This is a genomic window from Rhodoferax bucti, assembly GCF_005876985.1.
GTDB classification, from domain to species: domain Bacteria; phylum Pseudomonadota; class Gammaproteobacteria; order Burkholderiales; family Burkholderiaceae_C; genus Allorhodoferax; species Allorhodoferax bucti.
Window position 1 is genome coordinate 745,239 of the sequence record NZ_VAHD01000001.1, and the last position, 15,750, is coordinate 760,988.

At 60.9% G+C, this 15,750-nt stretch carries 14 protein-coding genes; 5 read left to right on the plus strand and 9 right to left on the minus strand.

All coding sequences use genetic code 11. From position 1 onward, the window contains the following. Positions 1-13 precede the first annotated feature (13 nt). The 5 genes from FDM28_RS03530 to FDM28_RS03550 all read left to right on the plus strand — a co-directional run bounded on the left by FDM28_RS03530 (position 14) and on the right by FDM28_RS03550 (position 5,370). Positions 14-1,234, plus strand: a complete 1,221-nt coding sequence (locus FDM28_RS03530; RefSeq protein WP_138513066.1) for a Fic family protein — start codon at positions 14-16, stop codon at positions 1,232-1,234. A 1-nt stretch (position 1,235) separates the two neighbouring features. After that, a complete protein-coding gene (locus tag FDM28_RS03535) occupies positions 1,236-1,562 on the plus strand; it encodes a rhodanese-like domain-containing protein (protein WP_138513068.1) in 327 nt (108 codons plus the stop codon). 14 nt (positions 1,563-1,576) lie between these two features. Further along, entirely contained in the window at positions 1,577-2,080 is a 504-nt protein-coding gene (locus tag FDM28_RS03540) for a DNA-deoxyinosine glycosylase (RefSeq protein WP_138513070.1), read from the plus strand. Positions 2,081-2,179: 99 nt separating this feature from the next. Then, a complete protein-coding gene (locus FDM28_RS03545) occupies positions 2,180-4,162 on the plus strand; it encodes a DUF2075 domain-containing protein (protein ID WP_138513072.1) in 1,983 nt (660 codons plus the stop codon). Between the two features lie 113 nt (positions 4,163-4,275). Beyond that, positions 4,276-5,370, plus strand: a complete 1,095-nt coding sequence (locus FDM28_RS03550) for a 3-deoxy-7-phosphoheptulonate synthase (RefSeq protein ID WP_138513074.1) — start codon at positions 4,276-4,278, stop codon at positions 5,368-5,370. A gap of 15 nt (positions 5,371-5,385) precedes the next feature. On the opposite strand, the gene FDM28_RS03555 is transcribed toward FDM28_RS03550, so the two are convergent. The 9 genes from FDM28_RS03555 to mmsA form a co-directional block, all read right to left on the minus strand. Next, positions 5,386-6,195, minus strand: coding sequence for a FliA/WhiG family RNA polymerase sigma factor (locus FDM28_RS03555; RefSeq protein ID WP_138513076.1), 810 nt, complete (start codon positions 6,193-6,195; stop codon positions 5,386-5,388). A 10-nt stretch (positions 6,196-6,205) separates the two neighbouring features. Continuing rightward, positions 6,206-7,360 carry a M48 family metallopeptidase gene (locus tag FDM28_RS03560; protein WP_138513078.1) on the minus strand — a complete coding sequence of 385 codons (1,155 nt, stop codon included), beginning with the start codon at positions 7,358-7,360 and terminating at the stop codon, positions 6,206-6,208. A 4-nt stretch (positions 7,361-7,364) separates the two neighbouring features. Then, entirely contained in the window at positions 7,365-8,168 is an 804-nt protein-coding gene (locus FDM28_RS03565; protein ID WP_138513080.1) for a TIGR00266 family protein, read from the minus strand. A 127-nt stretch (positions 8,169-8,295) separates the two neighbouring features. Beyond that, on the minus strand, positions 8,296-9,360 hold the full coding sequence (gene chvE, locus FDM28_RS03570; RefSeq protein ID WP_138513082.1) for a multiple monosaccharide ABC transporter substrate-binding protein: 1,065 nt from the start codon (positions 9,358-9,360) through the stop codon (positions 8,296-8,298). Between the two features lie 18 nt (positions 9,361-9,378). Next, positions 9,379-10,818: an aldehyde dehydrogenase family protein gene (locus FDM28_RS03575; RefSeq protein ID WP_138513084.1), complete on the minus strand. Its 1,440-nt coding sequence runs from the start codon at positions 10,816-10,818 to the stop codon at positions 9,379-9,381. Positions 10,819-10,834: 16 nt separating this feature from the next. Continuing rightward, entirely contained in the window at positions 10,835-11,995 is a 1,161-nt protein-coding gene (locus FDM28_RS03580; protein WP_138513086.1) for a Gfo/Idh/MocA family protein, read from the minus strand. 33 nt (positions 11,996-12,028) lie between these two features. Beyond that, positions 12,029-12,958, minus strand: coding sequence for a dihydrodipicolinate synthase family protein (locus tag FDM28_RS03585; RefSeq protein ID WP_138513088.1), 930 nt, complete (start codon positions 12,956-12,958; stop codon positions 12,029-12,031). Positions 12,959-12,967: 9 nt separating this feature from the next. Beyond that, on the minus strand, positions 12,968-14,161 hold the full coding sequence (gene mmsB / locus FDM28_RS03590; protein WP_138513090.1) for a multiple monosaccharide ABC transporter permease: 1,194 nt from the start codon (positions 14,159-14,161) through the stop codon (positions 12,968-12,970). A 1-nt stretch (position 14,162) separates the two neighbouring features. Continuing rightward, positions 14,163-15,695, minus strand: coding sequence for a multiple monosaccharide ABC transporter ATP-binding protein (mmsA, locus tag FDM28_RS03595; RefSeq protein ID WP_138513093.1), 1,533 nt, complete (start codon positions 15,693-15,695; stop codon positions 14,163-14,165). Positions 15,696-15,750 lie beyond the last annotated feature (55 nt).

The following is a 15,750-nucleotide window of genomic DNA, read 5'->3' on the forward strand; positions in this document are numbered from 1 at the left end:
CATACACTTAGGTATGTCTGACAAGTCGCAAAAATTCGCGCAGTATGACCATCCGGCCCAGATGGAGCCGCTGCTTCCTGCCGAGCACCGGCTGGGGCCTTTGCTGGAAAAAGCGAACGACCTGATCCGCGCCTCCGACCAACTGGCGGGCAAATGCCAAGTCGGCGCTCTGGAAGGTCTGCGCGGGCTCCTGCGCGCCATGAACTCGTACTACACCAACCGCATTGAGGGGCAACACACCCTGCCGGTGGAGATCGAACAGGCCCTGCGCAACGAGTACGCCCCGGACGCAGACCGGGCACGCAAACAGCGCCTCGCCTTGAGCCACATGGCCAGCGAACAGGCCCTGGAGCAGCTGTGGCCCCAATGGACCTCGCAAGACATCTGGTCTGTGGCCATGGTCCAGAACATTCACCAAGACCTTTTTGCGAGGCTAGACGCTGCAGACCGCCTTTTGCCCGACGGCCAGGCCTTGGAGCCCGGCGCACTGCGCACCCAAGAGGTGAGTGTTGGCCGCCATGCAGCGCCGCTCGCCGCAGCAGTCCCGCAATTCTTGAGCCGCTGGGGCAGCTACTACGTCCATGTCCGGCGGGGCGAAATGCAGGTGCTGGCCATTGCCGCTTCCCACCACCGGCTGGCATGGATTCACCCGTTTGCGGATGGAAACGGCCGGGTGGCACGCCTGCACACCCATCTGGCGATGGGCCACATGGGGTTGACGAATGGCTTGTGGTCTCCCCTGCGCGCCTTTGCCCGCAGCACCCCTGACTACTACGCTCTGCTGGACGCGGCAGACCAAACACGCGCCAGCGACCTGGACGGCAGGGGCAACTTGTCAGAAAAAGCCCTGTGCGATTGGTTGGACTACGTGCTCACCCAGTCTTTGGACCAGGTGCGATTCATGTCAGGCCTGCTGAACCTGAGCACCATGCGCGACCGGATTGCAGCGTGTTTGGGCTATGAGCACAACGTGGTGCGCAGCGGGGTCCGCACAGAAGCGCTGGCCGCACTGCATTACCTGTTTGCCACGCAAGGCGCTCTGGAACGGGCAGACTTCAAAGCCATGCTGGGCCTGGGCGAACGCTTGGCCACCGCACAGGTGAGCGCATTGCTGAAACGGGGCCTGCTCACCACCGACAGCGCGTATGGCAGGTTAAGGTTCGGGGTGCCACAACACGCTTTGCGGTTTTATTTTCCCGGCCTCTGGCCGGAAGCAGAAGGGAATCATTCTTAATATGAAAACACTATTCGCCAGCATCACCCTCGCCCTCACCATGTCTTTGGGGGCCCTCTCGGCCCAGGCCAAAGACGTCATCATCGACGTGCGCAGCCCGCAGGAATTTGCAGCCGGGCATGTGGAAGGCGCCATCAACATCGAGCACACCGCTATTGCGCAAGAGATTGCCAAGGCCGGCGTCACCAAAGACGACAAGGTCATGTTGTATTGCCAGAGTGGCCGTCGCAGCGGCATGGCGCTGGACACGCTCAAAGGCCTGGGCTTTAGCAAAGCCGAGAACGTGGGCGGCATCGAGCAGGCCCGCAAAACCTTGGCCAAAAAGTAAAGCCGGACACGCGCATGGCGGCAGTCACCCTGACCGGCCTAGCGCCGCTGGTGTCACCCGCCACCAAGGTGCTGATACTGGGCAGCTTTCCCGGTGTGCGCTCGCTGCAGGCGCAAGAGTATTACGGCCACCCGCAAAACCAGTTCTGGAAGATTTTGCAAGCCATTTGGCCCGCTAGCGCTTATGAAATATGCGCTAGCAGCTATGAAATTCATAGCAATTGGCTGCTGGAGCGCGGCCTGGGCGTGTGGGACGTGTACGCCAGCTGCGAGCGCGAAGGCAGCCTGGACAGTGCCATCCGCAACGCAGTGCCCAACGACATCGCCGCCCTGCACCTGCCACAGCTACAGGCCATCGCCCACAACGGCGGCGAGAGCTTCAAACACGCCCGCCACACCCGCAGCCTGGGCGTGCCCGTCTACCAACTCCCCAGCACCAGCCCGGCCAATGCGTCATGGAGCTTTGAACGCAAGCTGGCGGCGTGGCGGGAGGTGATGGAGCGGCACGGGTTGGTTTGACGCACTTAGCCCGCCAGAAAGAAAAAGAGAAGAAGCCCACGTTTGGTTGGCTTCACCTCGGAATCGATACAGTAGTGCTCAAAAGGGGAGCACAAATTCATGAGCCGAGCGTATTACGCAAAATCCATCAACGACTTTTTATCTGATGATGTGGACTCAATTCTTGGGCAGTTAGTCCGCAACAGCTCCTTTGCGGTGGAGGCAACACAGCGCGACGCGTGGCTCAGTCAGATCACTCTCTTAAAAGCAGCGCTGACTGGCTTAGGCAGCAGAGGTAGTGTCTACTTTGAATATGCAGTCCCTCGTCTGGGCAAACGGATTGACGTTTTGTTATTGCTGAATCACGTCATTTTTGTTTTTGAGTTCAAAGTAGGAGAGCGAGACTTCTTGTCCACCGCCAAAGACCAAGTATGGGACTACGCGGTGGACCTAAAAAACTTTCACGAGACATCACACAGCAAGGCAATTGCACCCATCTTGATCGCAACGAAAGCATCGGATCAACCGCTGCTGATTACTACAAGTGCCCGTGATGATGGCGTACTCAAGCCGATCTGCTGCTCATCGTCGCAAGTTTTGACGGTCATTGACCATGTACTCTCGTTTTGCGACGGGGATGTCATTGATCCAGCAAGTTGGGATGTTGGCGGATATCACCCCACTCCAACAATTGTTGAGGCAGCGATGGCTCTCTACAACGGACACGGTGTTTCCGATATTTCCAGAAGTGATGCAACGGCAATCAATCTAAGCAAAACCACTTCTGCCATAGCCAAGATCATTCAATCGGCCCAATTGAATTCACACAAGTCCATTTGCTTGGTTACAGGTGTACCTGGTGCGGGCAAGACTTTAGTGGGGCTCAAGATTGCGACGGAGCACACCGACGCAAACAATGCGCAGCATTCCGTTTTCCTCTCGGGTAACGGCCCATTGGTCGCCATCCTTCAGGAAGCACTGGCAAGAGACAAGGTTCGTCGAGAAGCTGAAGCTGGTCGAAAACTAAAGAAGGGGGAAGCGAAAAGTGAAGTGAAGCTATTCATTCAGAACGTCCATCACTTTCGAGATGAATGTCTGATTGACCCATCACGGCCACCTATTGAACATGTCGCACTCTTTGACGAGGCGCAACGCGCCTGGAATCTAGAGCAGACCGCGGGATTCATGCTTCGAAAAAAGCAGAGACCAAACTTCCAGCAATCAGAGCCTGAATTCCTAATTTCTTGTCTTGATCGCCATAAGGATTGGGCAGTTGTTGTGTGCCTGGTCGGGGGCGGGCAAGAGATCAATACCGGGGAAGCCGGAATTGAAGAATGGATCAATGCGTTGGAGCGATCGTTTCCAGATTGGCGAATCTATATCTCGCCTCGGTTGCATGATTCCGAATACGGTGCAGGGCGGGTTCTAGAGCAGCTTAGCTGTCGCTCCAATGTGCATTTCAACGAAGACCTACATCTTCAAGTACCCATGCGGTCTTTCCGCTCTGAGCATGTGGCCGCGCTCATCAAACATCTATTGGATTTGGATTCCAACTCGGCAAAGAGCGCGTTGACATCGATTGCGGATAGATACCCCGTCGTTCTGACCCGCAATCTAGACACCGCAAAGTCTTGGCTAAAGCAGCAGGCGCGTGGTTCTGATCGATATGGAATGGTTGTCTCATCACAAGCGCAACGCCTCAAACCACACGCCATAGACGTTAAGTCGCCGATGGATCCCATCCATTGGTTCTTAGATGGAAAAGACGATGTACGTTCTTCTTTCTACCTCGAAGACGTTGCCACTGAATTCCATGTACAAGGTTTGGAACTTGATTGGGCTTGTGTGGTGTGGGATGCAGATTTGCGTCACACACCCAGCGGTTGGAAACACTTCTCTTTTGTCGGAAGTAAATGGCAACACATTCACAAGGCCGAACGCCAGATGTATTTGAAGAATGCTTATCGGGTGCTTCTTACTCGCGCACGGCAGGGTATGGTTATCGTCGTCCCAGAGGGAAGTGATGAAGACCCGACACGGCCTCACAGCTTCTATGACTCGACTTACGAGTATTTGCGTTCAATCGGGCTCGTAGTTCTTTAAGACTGAGTTGACGATGTGGTGCTCATCCATAGAGACTCTAAACACCTAAAATACAAGCTAAATCACCCTCCAGCGCTCGTATTACCTGCGCGAGCAGCTATCAAATTCATAGTATGACCACCTCCACCATCGCCGCCCTGACCACCCACGACACCACCCGGATTGACGATGTGCGCATCGGCGCAGTGCGCCCGCTCATCACCCCCACGCTGCTGGAAGAAAAGTTGCCCGTGCCGGCCGCGGCCGAGGCGCTGGTGGAGAGTAGCCGCGCGGCCATCTCACGCATCTTGCAGGGGCAGGACGACCGGCTGGTGGTGGTGGTGGGGCCCTGCTCTATCCACGACCACAGCCAGGCCATGGAATACGCCCGCCTGCTCAAGGCGCAGGCCGATGCGCTGAGTGCTGACCTGCTGGTGGTGATGCGCGTTTACTTTGAGAAGCCGCGCACCACCGTGGGCTGGAAGGGCTACATCAACGACCCGCACCTGGACGGCAGCTTTGCCATAAACCAAGGGCTGGAGATGGCGCGCCGCCTGCTGCTGGAGGTGCTGGACACCGGCCTGCCTGCGGCCACCGAGTTTCTGGATTTGCTCTCGCCGCAGTTCATCAGCGAGCTGGTGAGCTGGGGCGCCATTGGCGCGCGTACCACCGAGAGCCAGAGCCACCGCCAACTGGCCAGCGGCCTGAGCTGCCCCGTGGGCTTCAAAAACGGCACCGATGGCGGCATCAAGGTAGCCACCGACGCCATTCAGGCCGCCCAAGGCGCACACGCTTTCATGGGCATGACCAAGATGGGCCAGGCCGCCATCTTCGAGACACGCGGCAACCACGATTGCCACGTGATCCTGCGCGGTGGCAAGCAGCCCAACTACTCGGCCGCCGATATTGACGCGGCCTGCACCCTGCTCAAGGCAGCCGGCCTGCGCGAGCAGGTGATGGTGGATGTGAGCCACGCCAACAGCAGCAAGCAGCACGCCCGCCAGATCGTGGTGGCACAAGACGTGGCCGCGCAGATTGCCGCAGGCGATGCGCGCATTACCGGCATCATGATCGAGAGCCACCTCAACGAAGGCCGCCAGGACATCGTGGACGGCAAGCCGCTGCAACACGGCGTGAGCGTGACCGACGCCTGCATCAGCTGGGCGCAAACCGTGCCGGTGCTCGAAACCTTGGCCGCCGCTGTGCGCGAGCGCCGCCAGAAGGCCTGAACGGCGTAAACGGCTTTAGCCGTTTGTCAGCACGCTGTATTCCGACTCGTCGGGCTCGTTGCGGGGCAGCACGCGGGGGGTTAGCAAGCGGGTGATATCGCGTTCCGCCAGAGATGCGCGGAGCTGCACAATCGTCTGCGTGTGCATCTGCGAAATGCGGGCTTCGCTCAAGCCGAGGTGCTCGGCAATTTCGTGCATGCGCATTTCGTGCTCGTAGTACAGGGTGAGCAAAATCTGGCTTTTGCGGGGCAACAGCGCAATGCTTTCTGCCAGGGCCTGGCGCAAGGAAGAGCGCTCCAGCAAGGCCAGGGGGTCAGCGTTGTCTTCCACGCAGCGCTGCAGGTACTGGTCCACGCTGTCGCCGATCAGGTCTTGCAACGAGATCAGCACATAGCCCTGTGCGTCTTGCAGCAAACGCTGGTAGTCGGCCAAGGACATGCCCAGCTCCGCCGCCAGCTCGCCCTCGGCCGGCGGGCGACCCAACCGGTGGGTCAGCTGCTGCAGGGCTTGCTCTACCTGGCGCATGTCTTTGCGCACCTGGCGGCTCACCGGGTCGGCCGCACGCAGGCCATCGATCATGGCGCCCTGGGCGCGCAGGGCAATATAGTTTTCAAAATGGGTGCCGGTGGACTCTTTGGTCCAGCGCAGCAGCGCCTCAATCAGGCCCACCATGCCGTCCTGCACCAGATCGGCCTTGTCCACATTGGGGGGCAGACGCCGACCCACGTGGTTCGCCACCGAGCGCACCACAGGCTGGTGGTCTTCCACCAGCTTGCGGGTGTGGTCGGTCAGCTGCGGCGGTGGGGTGTCAGAGCGTGTGGCCATGAGCTTCGCATCATTGTGCGCTACCCGGCTTGTCGGCACCGGGCAGCCGCTTCTGTAGCGCAGCCCAATCCACCGGCAAGGCCGTCCAGGGGCCGGGGTAGGCGCGGGCCGCTTCGCGCAGGCGCGCGGCCCGGTCTTCCGACGCGGGATGGGTGGACAGCAGCTCGGGCACCGCCGCGCCGGGGCTTTGCAGGGCCAGCGTATCCATGAAGTCGGCCATACCGGCGGGGTTGATGCGGGCGGCCACCAGGCGGCGCAGGCCCTCGGTGTCTGCCGCCGCTTCGGCTTCGCGGGAAAACTTCATCTCCAGCAGGCTGGTCATGGCCTGGCCGAGGGCAGCGCCACTCCAGTCGCCCAGCAACACGGCGGCACCGGCACGCACGCCCAGTGTTTTGACCATGCCCTGCAGACCATGGCGCAACTCAGCGTGGGCCACCTCGTGGGCGATAACGCCAGCGGCCTCCTCGGGGGTTTTGGCCGCTTGCAACAAGCCGCTGTAGACCACCACCACGCCCCCCGGTGCGGCAAAGGCATTGAGCTCGGGTTGGTCCACCACCAGCCAGCGGTAGCTATAGGCCGAGCCGGTAGTCAGGCGCTCACCGATGAGGCGCACCGCATCCACCGCCGGGCCGGACTCGATGACGCGCATGCGCGCGCGCGTCTGGACCAGCACCAGGTCGCCCAGCTTGGCTTCCTGTTCATGGGGGATGTATGTCACCAACCAGCCCACCGCACTATCCACCCGGGTAAGGAGCAGGGCCACCACCAGCACGGGCACCAGCGCCAACAACCCCAGTGCGGCCCACCAGAGCCGGAAGCGCCGCTCCACCCGTGCGCTGGCCTGGCCCGCCGCGCGGTGCTGAGGGCTCAGGTGCGCAGGCAAGCCGGCGGCAAAGGCGGCACGGGGTGCACCGGCATCTACATAAAAGCGGCATTCACCTTCAAGGTCAACCCACACCAGCGCCAGCTGCGCAGCATTGAATCCGCCGGACTGCACCGTGGCCTGCACCCCCGATGTCCAGGTCCGGCCCGCCGCGTGCACCTGCAAGCTGCCGTGCTGCCAGTGGGCGGTGGCGGGCACGCCCACCCCGTCCAGGCCCGGGGCGAACATGCGCCCGCTGAAGATGCCGGGCTTGGTAGGTACTTCGCTACCGCTGTTCAGCATGGGCTCAATCGTCGCTACCGCCGCCAATCAGGCCGCCGAGCACACCGGCACCCAGCAAGGAGCCTTGGTCGGCAGACCGGCCACCGGCAGCCGGGGCAGAAAGGATGATGCGGTTGGCCAGGCGCGAGAGCGGCAGGCTTTGCAGCCACACCTTGCCCGGACCGCGCAGGGTGGCAAAGAACAAGCCTTCGCCACCGAAGATGGCGGACTTCACCTTGCCGACGAACTGGATGTCAAAGTCCACGGTGGGTTGGAAGGCCACCACGCATCCGGTGTCGACCCGCAGAGTCTCGCCGGGGGCCAGGGTGCGCTCCATCAGCGTGCCGCCGGCGTGCACAAAGGCCATGCCGTCGCCATCGAGCTTTTGCATGATGAAGCCTTCGCCGCCGAACAGGCCCACGCCCAGCTTTTTCTGGAAGGCAATACCCAGGGCCACGCCCTTGGCTGCGCACAAGAAGGAGTCTTTCTGGCAGATGATGGTGCCGCCCAGCTGGCTGAGGTCCATGGGCACGATCTTGCCGGGGTAGGGTGCGGCGAAGGCCACGCGTTGCTTGCCGGCACCGGCATTCTGAAAGACGGTAGTGAACAGGCCTTCGCCCGTCAGCAGGCGTTTGCCCGCGCCCATGAGCTTGCCGAAGAAGCCGCCCTGGTTGGAGCCATCGCCAAAAATGGTGTCCATGGTGATGCCTTCTTGCATGTACATCATCACGCCGGCTTCGCCGATAGCTGCCTCGCCGGGGTCCAGCTCCACCTCGACGTACTGCATCTCGGAGCCGAAAATTTCGTAGTCCACCACATCCATTGCCATGTTGTTTCTCCAGTTAGCGGGCCCACGCTTTGGGCCGGAGGGCGAACCTTAGCAGGACTGCATGGCACAGGCGTAAAAAAGCCCCCTGCACGAGGGGGCTATGTGGGCAGCCCAGCGCGCCAGGTGCTCAGCGGAACTGGTCCGATTTGTAGTAGCCCGAGTTCACCAGCAGAGCGCGCCAGTTGTTGCCGTCGACCACCACCGGTTTGAGCAGGTAAGAGGGCACCACTTTCTGGCCGTTGTTGTAGGTCTTTTCGTCGTTGATCTGCGGCTTCTTGCCGGAGAGGATGGCGTCCACCATGGTGGTAACCACCTGGGCCAGCTCGCGGTTGTCCTTGAACACGGTGGAGGCCTGCTCCCCGCGGATGATGGAGCGCACCGAGGGCATTTCGGCATCCTGCCCTGTGACCACCGGCAAGGGCTGACCACCTTGACCGTAGTTGGCTTTTTTCATGGCGGTGATCAGCTCCATGCTGATGCCGTCGTAGGGCGAGAGCAGGGCATCCAAGCGCTGCTTGGTGTAGTGCTTGTCGAGTATCTGCACCAGGCGCGCGCGGGCTACCGAGCCGCTCCAGCGCTGGGTTGCCACCTTCTCCATGCCCATCTGGCCGGAGCCGACCACCAGCTTGCCTTTGTCGATGTAAGGCTTGAGCACCGACATGGCGCCGTCATAGAAAAAGAAGGCATTGTTGTCGTCCGACGAGCCGCCAAACAACTCGATGGTGAAGGGGCCTTTGCCCTTGTCCAGGCCCAGCCGCTCGATGATGTCGGTGCCCTGCAGCACGCCAACCTGGAAGTTGTCAAAGGTGGCGTAGTAGTCCACATGCGGGGTGTCGCGGATCAGGCGGTCGTAGGCAACGACCTTGATGTTGCGCTCGGCCGCCTTCTTGAGCACCGGTTCCAGCTTGGTGCCATCAATGGCACCGATGACCAGCACTTTCATGTCAGCCGCCTTGAGCATTTCCTCTGTCTGGGCCACTTGCGTGGCCACATCGTCGTTGGCGTACTTGAGGTCGGGGCGGTAGCCCAGCTTGTCCATGGCGCGCACCATGGCCAGACCGTCCACCACCCAGCGCTGGGAAGTGACGGTAGGCATCAGGATGCCCACGCCGCCCTTGCTGCTTTGTGCATGGGCCCAGGGCATGGACACCAACAACAAACTGCTTAAAAAGATCCGTCGGAGGGTGCGCATGGTGAGGGCCTTACCGGTTTATGCCAGGGTGTAAGCCGTCTTCACCGTAGTGAAGAACTCAGCCGCGTACTTGCCCTGCTCGCGCGAGCCATAGCTACTGCCTTTGCGCCCGCCAAAGGGCACGTGGTAGTCCACGCCCGCCGTGGGCAGGTTCACCATCACCATGCCGGCTTGGCTGTGGCGCTTGAAGTGGGTGGCGTACTTGAGGCTGGTGGTGGCAATGCCGGCCGAGAGACCAAAAGGCGTGTCGTTGGCGGTGGCCAAGGCTTCTTCGTAGTCCTTCACACGGATCACGCTGGCCACCGGACCGAAGATTTCTTCGCGGTTGATGCGCATGGACGGGGTGCTGTCCACCAGCAGGGCCGGTGCCATGTAAAAGCCCTCGGTGTCGCGCGTCAGGCGTTCACCACCGGTGAGCAGCGTGGCGCCCTCAAGCTTGCCGATTTCCACATACGACAAGTCCTGCTCCAGCTGGGCCTGGGAAGCCACCGGGCCGATGTCAATGCCCGCAGCCATCGCATCACCTACCTTGATGGCGGCCATGCGTTTTTGCATGGCTTCGATGAAGGCGGGGTAAATCTTGTCCGTCACGATCAGGCGGCTGGACGCGGTGCAGCGCTGGCCGGTGGAGTAGAAGGCGCTTTGCACGCTGAGTTCGACCGCCACATTCAGGTCGGCATCGTCCAGCACGACTTGCGGGTTCTTGCCACCCATTTCCAGCTGCACTTTTTTCATATGACCGGCACAAGCGGCGGCGATGCGCTGGCCCACGCCTACCGAGCCGGTGAAGCTCACGGCGGTGATGCCGGGGTGGTTGACCAAGGCGTCACCAATCACGCGGCCCGAGCCCATGACGAGGTTGAACACACCTGCAGGAATGCCGCTGCGGTGGATGATGTCGGCCAGCGCCCAAGCACAGCCGGGCACCAAATCTGCAGGCTTCAAGACCACGCAGTTGCCATAGGCCAAAGCAGGGGCGATCTTCCAGGCGGGGATGGCGATGGGGAAGTTCCAGGGGGTGATCAGGCCGATCACACCCAAAGGCTCGCGGGTCACCTCCACCCCGATGCCGGGGCGCACAGAGGGCAATGTTTCACCGGCCAGACGCAGGCATTCGCCCGCGAAAAACTTGAAGATGTTGCCGGCACGGGCAGCTTCGCCAATGCCTTCGGCGCGTGTCTTTCCCTCTTCGCGGGAGAGCAGGGTGCCCAGCTCTTCTTTGCGAGTTAGGATTTCATTGCCGATTTTGTCGAGCGCGTCGGCGCGGGCCTGGATGCCACCTGTAGACCAAGCCGGGAAGGCCTTTTGGGCAGCGGCTACCGCGGCGTTGAGCTGGGCGACATCGGCTTGGGCGTATTCGCCGATCACGTCTGCAAGGTTGGAGGGGTTGAGGTTGGCCGAGTAGCCGGTGCCGGCTAGCCATTCGCCATTAATCAGATTGTTGTGTTGGGTGGTCATAGCGGGATGAAGTGGGTTAAACGGCGGTCCAGGCACCGTTCTGGTGGCTGGAGCGAATAGCGGCGGCCACAAAGCGGATGCCTTGCAGGCCATCGGAGGCATTCGGGAAAAACTGGTTCAGCGGGTCCGGCGTGTTGCCGCTGCGCTGCGCAGCGATGGTGTCTGCCGCATTGGTGTACAGGTTGGCAAAGGCTTCGTGAAAACCCTCGGGGTGGCCCGCCACGATGCGCGAGGCGCGGGCTGCCAAGGGCAGGGTGCCAGGGCCATTGGGCGTACGCACTTGGGCGGGTGCATCCAGCGGTTTGAAGTGCAGCACCTGCGGGTGCTCCTGGTGCCACTCCACACTGCCCAGCGAGCCGCTCACGCGGATGCGCAAGCCGTTTTCCACACCGGCTGCCGCCTGCGTGACCCAAAAGCTGCCGCGTGCGCCATTACTCATGCGCAGCATGGCGCCGGCGTAGTCGTGGGTGATGCGGTCGGGCACGATGGTGCCCACATCGGCGGCCACCTCGGCCACTTCCAGCCCGGTGATAAAGCGCAGCAGGTTGTGGGCGTGGGTGCCGATGTCACCCATCACCAGCGAGGGACCGCCACGGGCCGGGTCTTCTTTCCAGGCCTTGCGGCCGGGGCCGCCTTTGGCGCGACCGCCTTGCACGTATTCCACCTGCACCAGACGAATGTCGCCCAGCAGCCCTTCCATCACCATGGCCTTGGCCTGGCGCACCATGGGGTAGCCGGTGTAGTTGTGGGTCAGGCAAAACACACGACCGCTGCTCTGCACCTTCGCATGCAGTGCCTCGGCTTCTTCCAGCGTGTTGGTCATGGGCTTGTCGCAGACGACGTCCATGCCGTGCTCCAGCGCCAGCATGGAGAAGCGGAAGTGGCTGTCGTTGGGCGTCATGATGGCCACGACCTCGGCACCATCGGCGCGCGAGGCTTCGGCTTCGATCAGGGCCGCGCCATCGGCGTAGCAGCGGTCCGCCGGCACGCCAATGCTTTGGCCACCGGCCTTGGACCGCTCGGGGTCCGACGACAGGGCCGCTGCCACCAGCTCATACCGGTCATCCAGCCGCGCGGCCTGGCGGTGCATGGCACCGATGAAAGAGCCAGGCCCCCCGCCGATCACGGCCAGTCGCAAACGGCGACCCAGGAGTTGGAAGACGGTGTTTTCTGACATGGCGGCGGTGTCCTTGGTGGGTGGTGAGTGGGTTTACCGGCCCCAGCGCAACACCATGGGGTCCAGACGCTGGGCCGTGTCGATCAGACCGGCGCGGGTGTCGGGGTGCATGGCGGGGAAGGGGTGGCGGCCGGCTTCGCAAGCGATCACACCCCCTTCTTTCATCAGGGCCTTGGCAGTCAGTATGCCGCCCTGGCGGTTCTCGTAATTGATGAGGGGCAGCCACTGCTGGTAGTGCGCCGCCGCTTCGTCACGGCGGCCGGCGGCATAAGCGTCCACAATTTTGCGGATGCCGTCGGGGTAGGCACCGCCGGTCATGGCGCCGGTGGCGCCGGCGTCCAGGTCGGGCATGAGGGTGATGGCTTCTTCACCATCCCAGGGGCCTTCAATAGCGGCACCCCCCACGCGGATGAGCTCGCGCAGCTTGGAGGCGGCACCGGCAGTTTCGATCTTGAAGTACGACACCTGCTTGATTTCCTGCGCCATGCGGGCCAGGAAGGGCACCGACAGCGGTGTGCCGCTGACCGGGGCGTCCTGGATCATGATGGGAATATCAATCGCGTCTGACAGGCGGGCGAAGTAGTCGTAAATCTGACCTTCGGGCACCCGGATGGTGGCACCGTGGTACGGCGGCATGACCATGACCATGGAGGCACCCAGCTGCTGCGCCTGCAGGCTGCGCGCAATGGTGACCTGGGTGCTGAAGTGCGTAGTGGTCACGATGACCGGCACCCGGCCATTCACATGCGCGAGGATGGTTTTGGTGAGCACTTCGCGCTCGGCATCGGCGAGCACAAACTGCTCGGAGAAGTTGGCCAGGATGCACAAGCCGGTGGAGCCCGCGTCGATCATGAAATCGACACAGCGTTTCTGGCTTTCCAGGTCCAGCTCACCGGCCTCGTTGAAGGTCGTAGGGACGACAGGAAACACGCCCTTGTAGCGGGCATTGGCTGCGGAGTACATAGCGGGTCCTTATTTGTTTTTGTTGTAGACGTCGAAGCAGACGGCGGCCAACAAGACCAGGCCTTTGATAACCTGCTGATAATCAATGCCGATGCCCATGATGGACATGCCGTTGTTCATGACGCCCATGATGAAAGCGCCGATCACCGCGCCCAGCACCTTGCCCACACCACCGGAAGCGGATGCGCCACCGATGAAACAAGCGGCAATCACGTCCAGCTCAAAGCCCAGACCCGCTTTGGGAGTGGCAGTGTTCAGGCGGGCAGCAAAGATGAGCCCGGCCAGTGCGGCCAACACACCCATGTTGATGAAGGTGTAGAAGGTAAGGCGCTCGGTGCGAATCCCAGACAGTTTTGCGGCCTTCTCGTTACCGCCCAGTGCGTAAATGCGGCGGCCGATGGTGGTACGGGAGGCAACAAAGTCGTAAGCCAACATCAACAGCAACATGACGACCAGCACATTGGGCAGGCCTTTGTACGAGGCCAACTGGTAGCTGAAGGCCGCAATCATGCCGATGAAGATGATGTTGGCAATCGCGAAGAACAGTACCGGCTCGTTGTCCATGCCATGGGAGGCACGAGCAGCGCGGCCACGCACCTTGGCAATCAGCATGGCCAAGGCAGTCAGCAAACCGATGACCAGAGAGGCCACCCGCAAGGTTTCACCCGCAAACGGGTCTGGAATGAAGCCGGTGCTCAGCAACTGGAACTCGGGCGGGAACGGGCCCACCGAAGCACCTTCCAGCACGGCCAGTGCTAAGCCCTTGAAGACCAGCATGCCGGCCAGGGTGACGATGAACGACGGGATTTTGTAGAACGCGACCCAATAGCCTTGGGCCGCACCAATGACGCCACCTAAAATCAGGCAAACGATGGTGGCTGGGACATAGTGCCAGTTGTAGTTCACCATCAGCACCGCGGCCACGGCTCCGATAAAGCCGCACACCGAGCCGACCGACAAGTCGATGTGACCCGCTACGATGACCAGCAACATGCCCAGCGCCATGACGATGATGTAGCTGTTCTGCAGAATCAGGTTGGTCAGGTTCAGGGGTTGAAACAGGGTGCCGTCTGTTTGGACCTGGAAGAACACCATGATGATGACCAGTGAAATCAGCAGGCCGTATTCGCGCAGGTTGCTCTTCAAAAAAGCCATGCCGCCGCCGGTGGCGGGGGCGTTTGTTTCCGGGGTTGTGCTTGCCATTTCAGTTCACTCCTGACGTCACGATAGAACGCATAATTTTTTCTTGTGTCGCTTCTGCAGCCGGAAACTCCGCCACAAAAGCACCTTCATTCAATACACAGATCCGGTCGCACATGCCTAGCAACTCGGGCATCTCGCTGGAGATCATCAGCACGCATTTCCCCTCGGCGGCGAGCTGCGCGATGATGGTGTAAATCTCATATTTGGCGCCCACGTCGATACCGCGGGTCGGCTCATCCAGAATGAGCACCTCCGGCTCGGAAAACAGCCATTTACTCAGCACCACTTTTTGCTGATTACCGCCGGATAGATTGACGGTGCGGGCAAACACATTGGGGCTGCGAATGTTGAGCTTTTTGCGGAAGTCCTGGGCCACGCCGAACTCTTTGCCCTCGTCCACCACCGTGTTGCGCGACACGGCAGACAGATTGGCGAGCGTGGTGTTCCAGGCGATGGTTTCATCCAGCACCAGCCCGTAGCCTTTGCGGTCTTCGGTGACATAGGCAATGCCATGGTCAATGGCTTTTTGCACCGTGCTGGTATCCACCTCTTTGCCGTGCACCAGCACTTTGCCGCTGATGTTCTGGCCATAAGTGCGGCCAAAAATGCTCATGGCCAACTCGGTGCGGCCTGCGCCCATGAGACCGGCAATACCCACGATCTCACCACGCTTGACGTGCAGGTTCACGCCCTTGATGACTTTGCGCTCGGGGTGAATCGCATGGTGCACCACCCAGTCGCGCACCTCAAACACCGTCTCACCGATGTGGGGGGTGCGCTTGGGATAGCGGTCCGCCATTTCGCGGCCCACCATGTGGCGGATGATCAGGTCTTCGCTCACCGGCTCTGCTTTGCAGTCGAGGGTGGCCACGGTGGCCCCATCGCGCAGCACGGTAATGGCATCGGCAACCTTGGAAATCTCATTGAGCTTGTGCGAAATCAGAATGCAGGAGATGCCTTGCCGCTTGAGCTCCAGCAGCAACTCCAGCAACGCATCGCTGTCCGTCTCATTCAAACTGGCAGTAGGCTCATCCAGGATGAGCAGCTTCACCTCTTTGGAGAGGGCTTTGGCAATTTCAATCAGCTGCTGCTTGCCCACACCGAGGTTGGTAATGAGCGCGTTGGGAGACTCTTTCAGGCCCACCTTGGTCAGCAGGGCCTGGGTTTTGACGTAGGAAGCGTTCCAGTCAATCACACCACCCTTGGCTTGCTCGTTGCCGAGAAAAATGTTCTCGGTAATCGACAGCAGCGGCACCAGTGCCAGCTCCTGGTGGATGATGATGATGCCTTTTTCTTCACTGTCATGAATGCCGCGAAAGCGACACTCCTCGCCCTGGTAGCGGATGGTGCCCTCGTAGTCCCCGTGGGGGTAGACGCCGCTCAACACTTTCATCAGGGTGGATTTGCCGGCGCCGTTTTCGCCGACTACCGCGTGGATCTGGCCTTGTTGCACTGTGAGGTTCACATTGCTCAAGGCAGTCACACCGTGGAACGTTTTGCGCATGCCGCGCATTTCTAGGATGGGTTCAGCCATGGTGCCTCAACGATCGTTCTCTTGAACCGGAAGAATGTAAAAAGCCCTGTGCTGT

Excerpts from the sequence above, each read along its gene's own strand:
- FDM28_RS03530 (WP_138513066.1), top strand. The coding sequence starts at position 14 with ATGTCTGACAAGTCGCAAAAATTCGCGCAGTATGACCATCCGGCCCAG.
- FDM28_RS03535 (WP_138513068.1), top strand. The coding sequence starts at position 1,236 with ATGAAAACACTATTCGCCAGCATCACCCTCGCCCTCACCATGTCTTTG.
- FDM28_RS03540 (WP_138513070.1), top strand. The coding sequence starts at position 1,577 with ATGGCGGCAGTCACCCTGACCGGCCTAGCGCCGCTGGTGTCACCCGCC.
- FDM28_RS03545 (WP_138513072.1), top strand. The coding sequence starts at position 2,180 with ATGAGCCGAGCGTATTACGCAAAATCCATCAACGACTTTTTATCTGAT.
- FDM28_RS03550 (WP_138513074.1), top strand. The coding sequence starts at position 4,276 with ATGACCACCTCCACCATCGCCGCCCTGACCACCCACGACACCACCCGG.
- FDM28_RS03555 (WP_138513076.1), bottom strand. The coding sequence starts at position 6,195 with ATGGCCACACGCTCTGACACCCCACCGCCGCAGCTGACCGACCACACC.
- FDM28_RS03560 (WP_138513078.1), bottom strand. The coding sequence starts at position 7,360 with ATGCTGAACAGCGGTAGCGAAGTACCTACCAAGCCCGGCATCTTCAGC.
- FDM28_RS03565 (WP_138513080.1), bottom strand. The coding sequence starts at position 8,168 with ATGGCAATGGATGTGGTGGACTACGAAATTTTCGGCTCCGAGATGCAG.
- chvE (WP_138513082.1), bottom strand. The coding sequence starts at position 9,360 with ATGCGCACCCTCCGACGGATCTTTTTAAGCAGTTTGTTGTTGGTGTCC.
- FDM28_RS03575 (WP_138513084.1), bottom strand. The coding sequence starts at position 10,818 with ATGACCACCCAACACAACAATCTGATTAATGGCGAATGGCTAGCCGGC.
- FDM28_RS03580 (WP_138513086.1), bottom strand. The coding sequence starts at position 11,995 with ATGTCAGAAAACACCGTCTTCCAACTCCTGGGTCGCCGTTTGCGACTG.
- FDM28_RS03585 (WP_138513088.1), bottom strand. The coding sequence starts at position 12,958 with ATGTACTCCGCAGCCAATGCCCGCTACAAGGGCGTGTTTCCTGTCGTC.
- mmsB (WP_138513090.1), bottom strand. The coding sequence starts at position 14,161 with ATGGCAAGCACAACCCCGGAAACAAACGCCCCCGCCACCGGCGGCGGC.
- mmsA (WP_138513093.1), bottom strand. The coding sequence starts at position 15,695 with ATGGCTGAACCCATCCTAGAAATGCGCGGCATGCGCAAAACGTTCCAC.